This window comes from Sphingobacterium suaedae, from assembly GCF_042684625.1.
Lineage (GTDB): Bacteria > Bacteroidota > Bacteroidia > Sphingobacteriales > Sphingobacteriaceae > Sphingobacterium > Sphingobacterium suaedae.
Window position 1 is genome coordinate 22,094 of record NZ_JBHULR010000004.1, and the last position, 13,872, is coordinate 35,965.

Sequence of the window (13,872 nt, forward strand, 5' to 3'; positions counted from 1 at the left end):
GGGACGTGCGATTTCAGGGAAAAACGGATACAACGTAAATGTTCTCGCCTAATTAAAGCAAGTCATGCGCGGTAGCAAAGCCTACTAATTGCTGTACGTCCTCGTCCAGATCAAATTGAAGATCTTCGTGAAGCGTATTAAATTTATTTACAGCTGTTTTGATCCGTGCTTTTACGTACTCCTGCAACTTTATTGCCGCGTGAACCGCCGATCGTTCAAATAAACGAGGATAGCGAACAAATGCTTCATTCAAAATATACATACGACATTCTATTTCGCTCAGCTTGTCTTTGGTCACCTTTTCATGTTCATTGATGATGCCATTTGCCTGTCGTATGAGGAGATGCAATTGTTTGTAGTTACTATACATCGGAATGTTTTTGAGCGCCGCGCGGTGTTCTGCAAACAATTCCCTCAGTCGCTCTTTCAACGAATCGATACGCTGTTCGAGATCCAGTTGATCTTCCAATAACTTAAAATGTAGTTGCTTCATCAGCATCTTATCCTTACCGATCAGGCGTACCAGCAACTTGTCTTTCTCTTTTTGCGGGAGATTCAATACAGCTTCTTTAAGTGCAGGTTGTTTATGAAGTGACATGCTATAAATGTAAAAAGTAAAAGCGACATTCAGCTATACGATACGAAGAAAAACACAAAGGAATAGCCAGTTATTATCTGCCGATCCGTAAAAAGTTCCACGATTAACTGTAAATCTACCATTGTTTATTCTAAGAACAAAGTACCTTTGCATATGGTTTCTAAAATACCAGTAATCGATCAATGTACTGTGTCCAATAGTCTTCGGTCGGAGATTATGGTGGAAGATCTTGCGACATATTTGCATAGAAATAAAAGTCTAGTTTTTCCGCATCGACATAATTTTTACCATTTTCTATTATTCACGCAAGGCGGGGGAACGCATAGTATAGACTTTGAAACGTTTGAAGTTGCTCCGTGGCAAATTTATTTTATGTCACCTGGTCAGATCCATACGTGGACGTTTGATGGGGAGATGACTGGGTTCGTCGTTAACTTCGATAAAGATTTCTTTAAAACCTTTTTGTTGCGCCCAGAGCATATTAGCTATTTTTCTTTCTTTTCGGGGAGTGTACAAGACGAGGTGTTTACGGTCAAAGAAGAACAGCGTACGGCTGTACTTAATATTTTTGCGCGTTTACAACAGAATGTTCAGGATTTGGATTTTGCGCGGGTGTCTATGCTCTATCTGTTCCATGTACTTGAAAAACAGCGTGAACCCGTACGACCAAAAGAGGTAAGCCTTTATAACCATACGTTGCTTCGGAATTTCCTGCAACTGATCGAATTACATTATGCGACATTGAGGCTTCCGAAAGCATATGCGGAGTTGTTGTATATCACTCCCAATCACCTGAATGCATTATGCAAGGAGGCCCTAGGTTTATCCGCAGGGGAGCTGATTCGGAATAGAGTCGTATTGGAAGCAAAACGACTTTTGGTTATTCAGAATTACAGCGTCTCGACTATTGCTTACGAATTAAACTTCTCGGACAACTCCTATTTTACAAAATTTTTTAAGAAATCTGTAGGTATGACACCCGATGAATTTCGAAAACATATGAACATTAATAAAAGTCATCATGAAAAATAATAATAAATATACTATCAGTGCGTTCCAAGCGGCAAAGCAATGTAAATGTCCCCGCTGCAGAACGGGTAAAATGTTTGATGGGGGAATGTTCCGTATAAAGGGACAAAAGATGAAGAAAAGCTGTCCACATTGCGGGTTTAAATTTGAGATGGAGCCCGGATTCTTCTATGTATCTATGTTTGTGAGTTATGCCTTTAGCGTCGCGCAATTTGTTGCGGTGTGCATAGCAACTTATGTATTATCAGGAGGCTCAGAATCTCCATGGGTGTACCTTATTGCCTGTACGTTAGTAACTATTGTCTTGTCAGGCGTCAACTTCAGGTATTCGCGAGTCATCCAATTATATTGGCTCACGCCTAACTTAAATTTTAACGAAAGATATTACGAGGATAATTTGAAGAGGAATACGGAAAGCACTGGCTCTCTGATCGCTTCTTGATGTAGGTTTATGTGTGCCCGGCACCTAAACGCCAGGCATACATAAGGTATAATCCATCTCGTTGTTATCCAATGGGATGTTGCGCTAGATAATTTTCCCAAGCCCATGCAGAAGACATCATCTCGTCGATTCCTAGTTCTGCTTTCCAGCCGAGTTGGGTCGTCGATTTTGTCACATCTCCCCACACTTTGACAATGTCACCGTCGCGTCGGGGTCCGATGACATAATTCAGTTTTTGTCCCGATGCCGTTTCGAACGCTGCGATAGCTTGCAGTACGGAATAGCCGTTGCCTGTGCCAACGTTGAAAACGTCATATCGGCCATTTGGATTTCCTTTTTCCAACAGCTGAATTGCGGCGACGTGCGCTTTGGCTAGATCTACTACGTGGATGTAATCGCGGACACAAGAACCGTCAGGCGTATCATAGTCGCCTCCAAAAACGGTTAATTTCTCTCGTTTTCCAATAGCGGTTTGGGTAATGAACGGTAGAAGATTTTGAGGAACTCCCAAAGGCAGCTCTCCGATTAAGGCTGATTCGTGCGCACCGACAGGATTAAAATAACGTAAGGCGATGACTTGATAGTTGTCGTAAGCATGCGCCGTTTCCTCTAAAATTTCCTCTGCTATTTGTTTCGTGTTGCCGTAGGGTGATGTAGCTCGTTTTACGGGGGCAGATTCCGTTACTGGAAGCACGTCTGGCTCGCCGTAAACCGTACAACTCGATGAAAACACGAAGTTGATCTTTTTGCCTTGGTAGGCATTTAGCAGATTGATTAATGAAAAGAAGTTGTTATGGTAATACTTTAGGGGCTTTTCTACCGATTCACCTACGGCCTTTGATGCGGCAAAGTGAATAATCCCACTTATATCTGGGTTGCTTTTGACGAAATCTGCAACTTTTTCATCATCACAAAGATCGAATTGGTGAAATTCTGGTTTTACGCCGATGATTTTCTCGATTTGGTCGAGTATTTGTAAATTCGAATTGGACAGGTTGTCCACAATGATAGGCGTGTACCCCGCGTGATGAAGTTCCACGACAGTGTGCGAACCAATGTAGCCTGTGCCGCCCGTTACTAGTATTTTGCTCATTATTCTTGATTATAATATGTAAAATCTTTCTGTTTTAATGCTGATGCAGGTAAACTTTCAAAGTAAGCTATAGTCCGTAGAAGGCCTTCCTTCCGGCTTACCTGAGGGGTCCATTGCAGTAGCTTATTTGCTTTCTGTATGTCTGGTCGTCGCTGTTTAGGATCATCTATGGGAAGATCTCGGTAGACGATCGCGGAATGTCGGCCAGTCAACTCTATAATTTCCTTGGCCACCTCTTCTACGGTCATCTCATCCGGGTTACCAATATTGACGGGAAGCACATAGTCCGAAAGAAGAAGTCTATAAATTCCTTCTACTTGATCGGATACGTAACAAAACGAGCGGGTTTGCGTTCCGTCGCCAAATACAGTTAGATCCTCCCCACGAAGCGCCTGTCCTATGAATGTTGGTAATGCGCGCCCATCATTAAGACGCATGCGCGGACCGTAAGTATTAAAGATCCGTACAATACGCGTTTCAAGGCCGTGGATATTATGATAAGCCATGGTCATGGCCTCTTGAAATCGTTTGGCTTCATCGTAAACCCCACGTGGACCGACGGGATTGACATTTCCCCAATATTCTTCGGATTGGGGGGAAATAAGCGGGTCTCCATAAACTTCTGAAGTTGAAGCAACCAATATACGAGCGCCTTTGCTTTTTGCCAATCCCAGTAAGTTGTGTGTGCCTAACGAGCCCACCTTTAATGTTTGGATAGGGATACGTAAATAATCAATGGGACTGGCCGGCGAGGCAAAGTGTAAAATGTAGTCTAGTCGCCCCTGTATATGGACGAATTTGGATACATCATGTTGATAAAACTCAAAGTTTGGTAATTTGAAAAGGTGGGCGATATGACGTAGATCACCCGTGATCAGGTTGTCCATACCAATCACGTGGTAGCTCTCAGCAATGAAACGGTCACATAGATGCGAACCCAAGAACCCGGCCGCTCCCGTGATTAATATTCGTTTCTTTTCTTGTGTCTTCACAAACTGTTGGAATGGACAAAGTTTAATATCTTTGACGAATATAAGGATATTTTTTTCAACATGCGTCTTCTATACAACTTAGGAATAGGCTTCTACACGTTATTTCTGCGAATATTATCGCCCTTCCACCCCAAAGCAAAACGTTGGGTCGAGGGGCGTGTCAACCTCTTCGTCCGCATGGAACAAACGATTGAAAAAGGGTGTAAGCCCATTTGGTTTCACTTCGCGTCCCTCGGTGAATTTGAGCAGGGAAGATCCGTTATGGAGGCGATCAAAAAAAAATATCCAAATGAAAAAATTTTGATTACCTTTTTTTCGCCCTCCGGTTATGAAGTACGTAAAAATACCCCTTTGGCGAATTATGTTTTTTATCTGCCCGTCGATACCGCAACATATGCAAAGCGTTTTCTACAAATCGTGGACCCCTCTTTTGCAGTGTTTACCAAATACGAATATTGGTATCATTATTTCCGTGAGCTACAGAGACGCAAGATTCCTTTATTCGTTATATCGGCCATTTTCCGGGAAGATCAGGTGTTTTTTAAGTGGTATGGAGGTTTCTTCCGTCAAATTCTTCGAAACGTTTCATTTTTCTTTGCGCAAAATATGGATTCAGTATATTGGCTGAAAGCCATTCATATCACACGCGCAGGCCTCACCGGCGATACGCGATTCGATCGCGTCGTCGAGTTACCCAAGCAGCGAAGAGATATTCCTGAGATTAAAACTTTTTTGGAAGGGTCGTCTCAGGTTTTAGTTGCTGGGAGTACATGGGCCGAAGACGAGCATTTGTTGGCTGATGTTCTCTTACGTAAAGACGACTGGAAAACCATTCTCGCGCCACATGAGATACACGATTCGCATTTGCAGCAAATCGAACAGCTCTTTCCCTCGGCTTTATTTTTCTCTCGTTTCTCTTCATACAACCTTGAGGCCGTACGACAGGCCAATGTATTGATTATTGACAACATTGGCATGCTATCTTCATTATACGGTTATGGTAACATAGCCTATATCGGAGGCGGGTTTGGTGCGGGCATACACAACACGCTGGAAGCGGCAACATATGGTCTGCCAGTCATTTTCGGTCCGAAATATGCAAAATTCCAGGAAGCCGTTGATCTTATAGACCTAGGAGCTGCGTTTAGCATAGATGCGGCGGGAGCGTTGGAAAGGCTTTTCACCCATTTCACGAGCGACAGGATGCAGTTGGCTGGAGCGAAAGCGAAAACCTATGTACAGGAGAAGGCAGGCGCGACACAGATTATTATGAAATATCTAGAATCCCAAAGGTTGATCGGGTCAAAATAACGGTTGTCGAACATTCTTTCAGTACCAACTATATGGTCGTTTTATACGTTGTGGCTGATATATTCGAGCAATTGAGTGTCATTATTCGTATTAGCTAATAGTATGATTGATCTTTATCTTGAGGCGGCGCCCAATTGGGCACGCAATGGTTTACCGCTCGATTGCAGAGAAACGTATACCAAGTCGGACTGGATATTGTGGACAGCAGTACTTGTGGATGATCTACCGACCTTTCAGGCTTTTGCACAACCGGTTCACGCTTTTATGAGTGAAACTGTGCATCGCGTGCCTATGTCGGATTGGATCTTCACGGATAAGCCGGGTCGGAGAGGTTTTAAAGCGCGCTGTCGTGGGCGGGTATTTTATGAAAATGCTACAATAGCGGTATAACAAATGACATGCTCCTAAACAGATATATAATTGAGGGGGATGTCCTCGCGACAGCCCCCTTTTTTGATCGATTACGATCTATTTAAATGAAAATTGGAAACAAGATTAGTAATATGTGAAACGCCGAACCCCGGCTAAGTGGCGAGCTAACCGCATAACTTGATGGGTATAGCCACATTCGTTGTCGTACCAAACGTATAGGGTTATGTTCTTTTCGTCTGATGAAACAATGGTGGCTGTTGCATCAATAACGGCGGCCGCTGTGGTTCCGATAATGTCCGAGGATACAAGATCAGCATTCTCTTCATATTTGATCTGTTCGACGAGATCACCGTTCAGAGCCGCGTTTTTTAGAATGGCAAGTAGTTCCTGCTTAGGGCATTGACGTTCGACCTCTAGTTGCAGGATAGCCAAGGAACCATTGGGTACGGGGACACGAATGGCGTTGGAAGTCAATTTGCCGGCTAAGGAAGGAATAGCTTTTGCTACAGCACTTCCAGCGCCCGTTTCGGTAATGACCATATTCAAAGCAGCAGCACGCCCCCGTCTGGTTTTTTTGTGCATGTTATCCACTAAATTTTGGTCGTTGGTATAAGCGTGTACGGTTTCTATATGTCCTCTTCGAATACCAAGCTCTTTTTCAATGACAGCGAGTACGGGTGATATCGCATTCGTTGTGCACGATGCGGCAGAGCATAAACTTGTGGTTAATGGCTGCACTTGACTCTCGTTAACCCCATACACAATATTCGGAATCCCCTTGCCTGGCGCTGTCAGTAATACTTGGCGAATACCCCCTGCTTGGAGATGCCGTGCCAACTGTTGCACATCACGAAAAGCTCCGGTATTGTCAATAAGAAGAGCATCACGGATATCGTATGTCATGTAGTCAATGTCTTCCGGAGCCTGGGCCGACAAGATATAGACACTAATACCATTAATAATGAGCGCTTGCTTATACACGTCAATCTCGATGGTTCCTTCGAAATCGCCATGAATGGAATCTTGACGCAAGAGGTTGGCTCGCTTTTCCAAGGTTTGTTGATCAACTCGATCTCGCGTTACAATAGCGCGTAATCGCAACTGTTTGCCACCCCCAGCTTTGCCTATCAACTCACGGGCGAGCAAACGCCCTATGCGGCCAAAACCGTACAGAACAACGTCTTTTGGTTCAAAAGCGCGATGGTGGATGACTGTAGCGAGCTTTTTATAAATAAAAAATTTCCGCGATTCCTGGTCCTCAATGCGGCCTGCGCGCATCTCCGTCGCAAAGGTTCCGATGTCGATACGGGATGGTGGTAATTCCATCTCCTGAATAACGGATGCTATGTGCAGCGTTTCCCATATCGATAGATTCCGGTCAAGGAGTGCAGAGCTTTGTTGATGCAATTGCAATATGAAACTCATTCGACGATCAAATAGTTGATTACGAAAGAGTACCAATTCTACACTTTGCTTAAACCATAAATCAGAAACGATCTCCATGAGTTTGGCAGCGGCACGCTGATGATCCGTATAGTTCTGAATTTCCTCCTCAAAGGTAAGAGTGTGTATCATGACATAAGTTATAAATGATTACAACGCAAACTTAGAAAATAGTTTACTAATCAGGTGTTGTGTTTTGAATAAATGGCAATAATTTATTGCTCAAACGTTTTTATTTTGATAACTTTTAAATAAAATACATAATTTTTATTAATTTTTTATTCTATTCTCAAGGTAGAAAATAGGAACCCGTGCATATTGCGGCAGTTTTGCGATGAGTTGCTCTGTTTGAGATCGCCTGAAGCTGCGAAAATGCCGAGAAATAGTTGTCTTTGTTCCATGACAGTCCATAACAGTTTTACGCTTTATTCGTTTTACCTTGGGACGTCTTTATGAATCTATATTATTTTAAATAAAATTTATGAATGCATTAGCAGGTGTTATATTTCATTTTATTGGTGGATTTGCTTCGGGGAGCTTCTACGTACCGTATAAAAAGGTTAAAGATTGGTCGTGGGAGGCGATGTGGATCTTAGGAGGGTTATTTTCCTGGATCATTGTTCCCCCGATAGCCGCATGGATTACTATTCCTAACTTCGGCGAAATTATCCGCGAAGCTGGTGCATCTACAGTTGGCTACACATTCTTGTTTGGACTGCTTTGGGGAATTGGTGGGCTTACCTATGGATTAGGCGTGCGCTATCTCGGGGTTTCGCTCGGGAGCAGCGTTATTCTCGGATTAAGTATGGTGTTTGGTTCGCTTATGCCCGCTATTTACTATTTTTTCAATAAAGCACCGGGCAAACATGGCATCGACTATTTTTTTACGAATAACGCCGGCATTTGTGTGATGATTGGCCTGTTGGTGTGTGTATTGGGAATATATCTATGCGGTCGCGCAGGAATTTTGAAGGAGCGGAGTTTAGCCACCCTTTCGGCCGAGACGAAATCAGACTATAATTTCGGTGTTGGAATTGTTGTAGCCATTGTATCCGGGGTGTTAAGTGCTTGTTTCAATTTCGGGATAGAGGCAGGCAAACCAATGGCCGACGTAGCAAATGCACTTTGGAAAGCGGCCAACCCAGCGCAAGGGGAATTCCTGTATCAGAATAACGTCACGTATGTGGTCATTCTCTGGGGAGGGTTTACGACTAACGTGATTTGGTGCCTGTATTTGTTGACGAAAAATAAGACATTTTCGGATTACGGAAAAACAACAGCACCTTTGGGTAAAAACGTATTGTTATGCGCTTTGGGAGGGACGACTTGGTACCTGCAGTTTTTCTTCTACGGGATGGGCGAAAGCCGGTTAGGAAATGGGGCTAGCTCGTGGATTCTGCACATGGCGTTCATCATTTTGATCTCCAATGCCTGGGGGGTAATTTTAAAAGAATGGAAAGGCGTGAACAAATCTACTTATCGTGCGATTATTGGCGGTATTGTGACTATCATCGTGTCTATCTGCATTGTTGGATTAGCAAAAACATTAGAATAAACATATAAAAATTTATAGCCGTGAAAGAGTACAAACACGTTAACTATTTATGGGACAATGCAAAAGCAAAGTCGCTAGAAGGAGATGAAGTAGCTTTATTACTATATCGTTCCAATTTGTTGGGATCAGATCTGAGGATTACAAACTACGGAGGAGGAAATACATCGTGTAAAATGACTGATAAAGATCCATTGACCGGAGAGGCTGTCGAAGTGATGTGGATAAAAGGGTCTGGTGGTGATATTGGGACATTAAAAAAATCGGGGTTAGCGGCGTTGTACGTTGATCGCTTGCGTAACTTAGAAAAAGTTTATAGAGGTATAGAACACGAAGACGAAATGGTTGAATTATTCAATCACTGTATTTTCGACCTAAGTTCGAAGGCGCCTTCGATTGATACGCCATTGCACGGGTTTTTACCGTTTAAGCATATTGACCATTTACATCCAGATGCTGCTATTGCTATTGCAGCCGCAAAAGATGGCAAAAAGATCACCCAAGAACTATTTAATGGAACAATCGGATGGGTAGAATGGCAAAAGCCGGGGTTCGACTTAGGTCTTCAACTGCGCGCTTGTTTGGAGGAAAACCCCGGTATACGCGGTATTATGTTGGGCTCGCACGGTCTATTCACATGGGGCGATACTGCTTATGAAAGCTACGTGAATTCCTTGGATGTTATCGAAGCCTGCGCAGAGTATTTGGCGCAGAATTACGGGAAAACGAGACCTGTTTTTGGCGGACAAAAAACCGAAAGTTTGTCTGCAGAAGAGCGTAAACAACGAGCGGCAAAATTAGCACCGGTTCTTCGGGGATTCTGTTCCAGTGAACGTCATATGATTGGACATTTTACCGACGACGAGAAGGTGTTGGAATATATCAATTCGAATGATCTAGAACGTTTAGCGCCGTTAGGAACAAGCTGTCCAGATCACTTTTTACGGACAAAGATACAACCGCTTATCTTAAATTTGGATAAAGAAGCGGATCTGTCAGACATAGAAGCCGTAAAGGCACAATTAGCACCGCTATTTGAAGATTATCGTGCGATGTACACGGATTACTATGAAACCTGTAAACATCCAAATAGCCCGGCTATACGCGATAGAAATCCGGTCATCATTTTATATCCCGGTATCGGTATGTTTGCCTTTGCAAAAGATAAGCAGACGGCACGTGTTGCCGCCGAATTCTATATCAATGCGATCAACGTAATGAAGGGCGCAGAAGCCGTGAGCGAGTACACTTCGTTACCGCGGCAGGAGGCTTTTAATATCGAGTATTGGCTACTGGAAGAGGCGAAGCTGCAACGGATGCCAAAGCCGAAGGCTCTGTCTGGCAAGATTGCTTTGGTAACGGGTAGCGCAGGCGGGATTGGTAAAGCGATCGCGAAAAAATTTGCAAACGAAGGAGCGGTTGTCGTGTTGAACGACCTGAACGCAGAACGCTTGGCGGGAGCGGAAGAAGAGTTTGTCGGCTTATTTGGACGCGATGCAGTTACGACTGCGCTTTTGGACGTAACTAACCAGGACCAAATTGAAGAGGCATTAGAGAAAGCATCGCTCGCTTTCGGCGGTGTAGATATTGTCGTAAATAACGCTGGACTTTCGATTTCCAAAACAATAGAAGATCATACGCAGAAAGATTGGAATTTATTGTACGACGTTTTGGTAAAAGGTCAGTTCTTGGTTACACAAGGAGCAACCAACATATTGAAAGCACAGGGCATTGGTGGCGACATTGTAAACATCGTCAGCAAAAATGCCCTGGTAAGCGGACCAAATAATGCCGGATACGGTAGTGCCAAAGCAGCACAGTTACACTTAAGCCGTTTGAATGCGGCCGAACTGGGTGCGGCGAAAATTCGTGTGAATGTCGTTAACCCAGACGCGGTTATTTCGGATAGCAATATCTGGGCAGGAGGTTGGGCCGAAGGCCGGGCAAAAGCATATGGTGTGACTGTGGAAGAATTGCCTGCATACTATGCAAAACGCACCTTGTTGAATGAGATCATCTTGCCAGAGGATATTGCAAATGCTTGTTTTACTTTTGTAGGCGGCAACTTGAACAAGTCGACGGGCAACGTACTTAATGTCGATGGCGGCGTAGCTATGGCCTTTGTCAGATAATGCTGGAAGGCGAATGTGCGAAACAGTATATTTGCCTTCTGCAGCTTTTAACATTTTATTTTTTTAGGATCAATATGAAATTAGATAAACAATCCATAGAACAGCATAACCAAGGGCTGACTGCAAAACATCAGCGGGCGTTGGCTTTTGTTTCCGATGATATTCCGCAAGTGGAAGACATAATTGCCAAGTTGGAGAAATTCCAGATTGCTATCCCCAGTTGGGCGTTGGGGACAGGTGGTACTCGTTTCGGGCGTTTTACCGGTAAAGGTGAACCCGGAAGTTTGGAGCAAAAAATAGAGGATGTCGGCCTATTGCATGCCTTAAATAAATCGAGCGGTGCCATTTCGTTACATATCCCATGGGATATTCCCGAAGATGCAAATAAAATTAAAGAGCTTGCAGCGTCTCACGGTTTAGTCTTTGATGCTGTGAACTCCAACACGTTTCAAGATCAACCAGGACAGGCCTATAGCTATAAATTTGGATCGTTACATCATGTAGATCCAAAGGTACGTAAGCAGGCTGTCGACCACAATATCGATGTAATCAATCATGGTATCGCGTTAGGATCGAAAGCGCTCACCGTATGGTTGGCGGACGGCTCGTCTTTTCCGGGCCAGTTGAACTTTCGGGAAGCCTTCCAAAATACATTGGAGAGTTTAAAAGAAATTTATGCCCATTTACCCGAAGATTGGAAATTATTCGTGGAATACAAGGCTTTCGAACCATTTTTCTATTCCACTACCATCGGCGATTGGGGACAATCCTTGTTATTGGCCAGTAAGTTAGGTTCTAAGGCCTATACATTAGTCGATTTAGGCCATCATTTACCGAATGCGAATATTGAACAGATTGTGTCATTATTGCTTATGGAAGGAAAACTTGGAGGTTTCCATTTTAACGATAGCAAATATGCCGACGATGATTTGACGGCGGGTAGTATCAAACCATACCAGCTATTTTTGATATTCAACGAGCTAGTTGACGGGATGGATGCTCGGGGCATTGATCATTCTAGCGGCCTTGGGTGGATGATCGACGCATCCCACAATTTAAAAGATCCGTTGGTCGATTTGTTGCAGTCGGTAGAAGCAATAAAAATTGCTTACGCACAAGCATTATTAGTCGACCGCGTTGCGCTAAAGCAAGCACAACAGGCGAACGACGTGGTTCGAGCGCAAGAGATTCTGCAGCATGCGTTCCGGACAGATGTAAGGTCGATCGTGGCCGAAGCACGGCTTCGTCAAGGAGCGGCGTTAAACCCTGTTGCTTTGTTTAACGAGTTGGATGTGAGAGGTAAACTGATCGCGGAACGCGGTAGCCAATCGGTCGCTACGGGATTATAGGATTAATTGTATATGGGTAAAGCACGTATACCTGTCGTCGCGATATTTGATGTGGGTAAGACAAACAAAAAATTGTTTTTGTTTGATGAACGCTACCAAATCGTCTTTGAGCGTTCGGCTCGGTTTTTAGAAACGGAAGATGAAGATGGGGATCCTTGCGAAAATCTAGAAAGTCTTCGGCTCTCCGTTTTCGATTCCCTTCATGAAGTTTTTCGTCGTGATGAGTTCGATATTAAAGCTATAAATTTTACGTCCTACGGAGCTAGCTTTGTGTATTTGACCGACAGTGGAAGGCCACTTACACCCCTTTATAATTACTTAAAGGTATATCCACAAGATTTGCAGGATGATTTGCATCAACGTTATGGTGGAGTAGAACAATTTTCGTTAGATACCGCCTCGCCGGCCTTGGGCAGTTTAAACTCAGGATTGCAGGTGTATCGTATACAGCAACAAAAGCTAGAGGTGTTTGAGCGGGTTAAATATGCGGTGCACCTCCCGCAATATTTGAGTTTTTTGGTGTCAGGCCAAATGTATTCTGACATGACCAGTATCGGATGTCATACGGCTCTTTGGGACTTCCAACAAAAGGATTATCACCAATGGGTTCGGGACACTGGTATCGATCAGAAGTTAGCTCCAATTGTCAAAGGAGACGAAGTTTTCTCTGCGGCTTTTCCGGGAAGCACTTACAAGGTAGGAGTTGGTTTGCACGATAGTTCCTCTGCGTTGATCCCCTATCTCTTGAACTTTCATGAACCCTTTATTTTAATTTCTACAGGTACTTGGTGTATTTCGCTGAATCCGTTTAATGAAGAGGGGCTCACGAAGGAACAACTGGAAAAAGATTGCTTATTTTACATGACCTACGCCGGAACACCCGTAAAAGCGTCTCGTCTTTTTGCTGGTTATGTGCATGAAACACAGGCAAAGAGAATTGCAGATCATTTTCAGGTGACGACAGCGCGTTTTAAGCATGTCGAAATAGATTGGCATATTGTGAACAAACTGAAAGCAGGTAAGAATATCCCGTCGAGTTTGGACGCGTTTGAAACGGTTGATCTTCATGATTTTTCCGACTTTAGCGAAGCGTACCATGCGCTGATGGTCTATTTGGTTGAAGCGCAAGTGGCGTCTACGAAGCTGATATTTTCACAAAAACGTATCCAGCGAATTTTTGTAGACGGCGGATTTAGTAAGAATAGTATTTACATGAACTTGTTGGCACAGGCTTTTGAAAATATAGAGATCTATGCCGCTTCTATGGCTCAAGCTACCGCTATCGGTGCGGCGCTCGTGATTCATGCGCATTGGAACAGCTTGCCTATTCCAAACAATATTATTGAGTTGCGATACTATCGAGCATAATTTTTTTCGAGTTAAGCGACTAGTAGGCGCGTAGGCAGATAGCCTACGCGCTTTTTCATGCGTTTCAATCAGTTTGCTCGAGCAATCCGTGGCATGTTTGGCGAGCAGGTGGGGTCAGGTTGCCAGAGGTATGGCAAACAGTTACATTCGTAGAACCAACTATGAATCCAAACAGTTAATACATTATGACC

General features: G+C 43.8%; 12 protein-coding genes. 8 read left to right on the forward strand and 4 right to left on the reverse strand.

Features of this window, described 5'->3' with window-relative positions; all coding sequences use genetic code 11:
• Window positions 1–52: 52 nt before the first annotated feature.
• On the reverse strand, window positions 53–598 hold the full coding sequence (locus ACFSR5_RS09890; protein ID WP_380903238.1) for a hypothetical protein: 546 nt from the start codon (window positions 596–598) through the stop codon (window positions 53–55).
• Window positions 599–751: 153 nt separating this feature from the next.
• On the opposite strand from ACFSR5_RS09890, the gene ACFSR5_RS09895 reads away from it, so the two are divergent.
• On the forward strand, window positions 752–1,630 hold the full coding sequence (locus ACFSR5_RS09895; RefSeq protein WP_380903240.1) for a helix-turn-helix domain-containing protein: 879 nt from the start codon (window positions 752–754) through the stop codon (window positions 1,628–1,630).
• 109 nt (window positions 1,631–1,739) lie between these two features.
• Window positions 1,740–2,069: a DUF983 domain-containing protein gene (locus ACFSR5_RS09900; RefSeq protein ID WP_380903242.1), complete on the forward strand. Its 330-nt coding sequence runs from the start codon at window positions 1,740–1,742 to the stop codon at window positions 2,067–2,069.
• Between the two features lie 64 nt (window positions 2,070–2,133).
• Here ACFSR5_RS09900 and galE read toward each other — a convergent pair whose 3' ends face one another.
• Both galE and ACFSR5_RS09910 read right to left on the reverse strand, forming a co-directional pair.
• Window positions 2,134–3,162 (reverse strand): UDP-glucose 4-epimerase GalE, encoded by a 1,029-nt coding sequence (gene galE / locus ACFSR5_RS09905; protein WP_380903244.1) that lies wholly within the window; start codon window positions 3,160–3,162, stop codon window positions 2,134–2,136.
• Window positions 3,162–4,154, reverse strand: a complete 993-nt coding sequence (locus ACFSR5_RS09910; RefSeq protein ID WP_380903246.1) for a UDP-glucuronic acid decarboxylase family protein — start codon at window positions 4,152–4,154, stop codon at window positions 3,162–3,164. Before ACFSR5_RS09910 ends, galE begins: the two co-directional genes overlap by 1 nt.
• A gap of 60 nt (window positions 4,155–4,214) precedes the next feature.
• Between ACFSR5_RS09910 and ACFSR5_RS09915 the strand changes: the two genes are divergently transcribed.
• Complete coding sequence (locus tag ACFSR5_RS09915) at window positions 4,215–5,465, forward strand: 3-deoxy-D-manno-octulosonic acid transferase (RefSeq protein ID WP_380903248.1); 1,251 nt, start codon at window positions 4,215–4,217, stop codon at window positions 5,463–5,465.
• A 102-nt stretch (window positions 5,466–5,567) separates the two neighbouring features.
• Window positions 5,568–5,855: a glutaminase domain-containing protein gene (locus ACFSR5_RS09920; protein ID WP_380903250.1), complete on the forward strand. Its 288-nt coding sequence runs from the start codon at window positions 5,568–5,570 to the stop codon at window positions 5,853–5,855.
• A 105-nt stretch (window positions 5,856–5,960) separates the two neighbouring features.
• On the opposite strand, the gene ACFSR5_RS09925 is transcribed toward ACFSR5_RS09920, so the two are convergent.
• Window positions 5,961–7,412 carry a glyceraldehyde-3-phosphate dehydrogenase gene (locus ACFSR5_RS09925; protein ID WP_380903252.1) on the reverse strand — a complete coding sequence of 484 codons (1,452 nt, stop codon included), beginning with the start codon at window positions 7,410–7,412 and terminating at the stop codon, window positions 5,961–5,963.
• Between the two features lie 349 nt (window positions 7,413–7,761).
• Between ACFSR5_RS09925 and rhaT the strand changes: the two genes are divergently transcribed.
• From rhaT to ACFSR5_RS09945, 4 genes are all read left to right on the forward strand, one after another.
• Window positions 7,762–8,835 (forward strand): L-rhamnose/proton symporter RhaT, encoded by a 1,074-nt coding sequence (gene rhaT / locus ACFSR5_RS09930; protein WP_380903254.1) that lies wholly within the window; start codon window positions 7,762–7,764, stop codon window positions 8,833–8,835.
• 20 nt (window positions 8,836–8,855) lie between these two features.
• On the forward strand, window positions 8,856–10,964 hold the full coding sequence (locus ACFSR5_RS09935) for a bifunctional aldolase/short-chain dehydrogenase (protein ID WP_380903256.1): 2,109 nt from the start codon (window positions 8,856–8,858) through the stop codon (window positions 10,962–10,964).
• A gap of 74 nt (window positions 10,965–11,038) precedes the next feature.
• Window positions 11,039–12,313, forward strand: coding sequence for a TIM barrel protein (locus ACFSR5_RS09940; RefSeq protein WP_380903258.1), 1,275 nt, complete (start codon window positions 11,039–11,041; stop codon window positions 12,311–12,313).
• Between the two features lie 12 nt (window positions 12,314–12,325).
• A complete protein-coding gene (locus ACFSR5_RS09945; RefSeq protein WP_380903260.1) occupies window positions 12,326–13,681 on the forward strand; it encodes an FGGY-family carbohydrate kinase in 1,356 nt (451 codons plus the stop codon).
• The last annotated feature ends 191 nt before the right edge of the window (window positions 13,682–13,872 follow it).

What these genes read in the sequence shown, in the direction of transcription:
- ACFSR5_RS09940 (WP_380903258.1), top strand. Translation starts at nt 11,039, where the DNA reads ATGAAATTAGATAAACAATCCATAGAACAGCATAACCAAGGGCTGACT.
- ACFSR5_RS09925 (WP_380903252.1), bottom strand. Translation starts at nt 7,412, where the DNA reads ATGATACACACTCTTACCTTTGAGGAGGAAATTCAGAACTATACGGAT.
- ACFSR5_RS09915 (WP_380903248.1), top strand. Translation starts at nt 4,215, where the DNA reads ATGCGTCTTCTATACAACTTAGGAATAGGCTTCTACACGTTATTTCTG.
- ACFSR5_RS09920 (WP_380903250.1), top strand. Translation starts at nt 5,568, where the DNA reads ATGATTGATCTTTATCTTGAGGCGGCGCCCAATTGGGCACGCAATGGT.
- ACFSR5_RS09900 (WP_380903242.1), top strand. Translation starts at nt 1,740, where the DNA reads ATGAAGAAAAGCTGTCCACATTGCGGGTTTAAATTTGAGATGGAGCCC.
- galE (WP_380903244.1), bottom strand. Translation starts at nt 3,162, where the DNA reads ATGAGCAAAATACTAGTAACGGGCGGCACAGGCTACATTGGTTCGCAC.
- rhaT (WP_380903254.1), top strand. Translation starts at nt 7,762, where the DNA reads ATGAATGCATTAGCAGGTGTTATATTTCATTTTATTGGTGGATTTGCT.
- ACFSR5_RS09945 (WP_380903260.1), top strand. Translation starts at nt 12,326, where the DNA reads ATGGGTAAAGCACGTATACCTGTCGTCGCGATATTTGATGTGGGTAAG.
- ACFSR5_RS09890 (WP_380903238.1), bottom strand. Translation starts at nt 598, where the DNA reads ATGTCACTTCATAAACAACCTGCACTTAAAGAAGCTGTATTGAATCTC.
- ACFSR5_RS09895 (WP_380903240.1), top strand. Translation starts at nt 752, where the DNA reads ATGGTTTCTAAAATACCAGTAATCGATCAATGTACTGTGTCCAATAGT.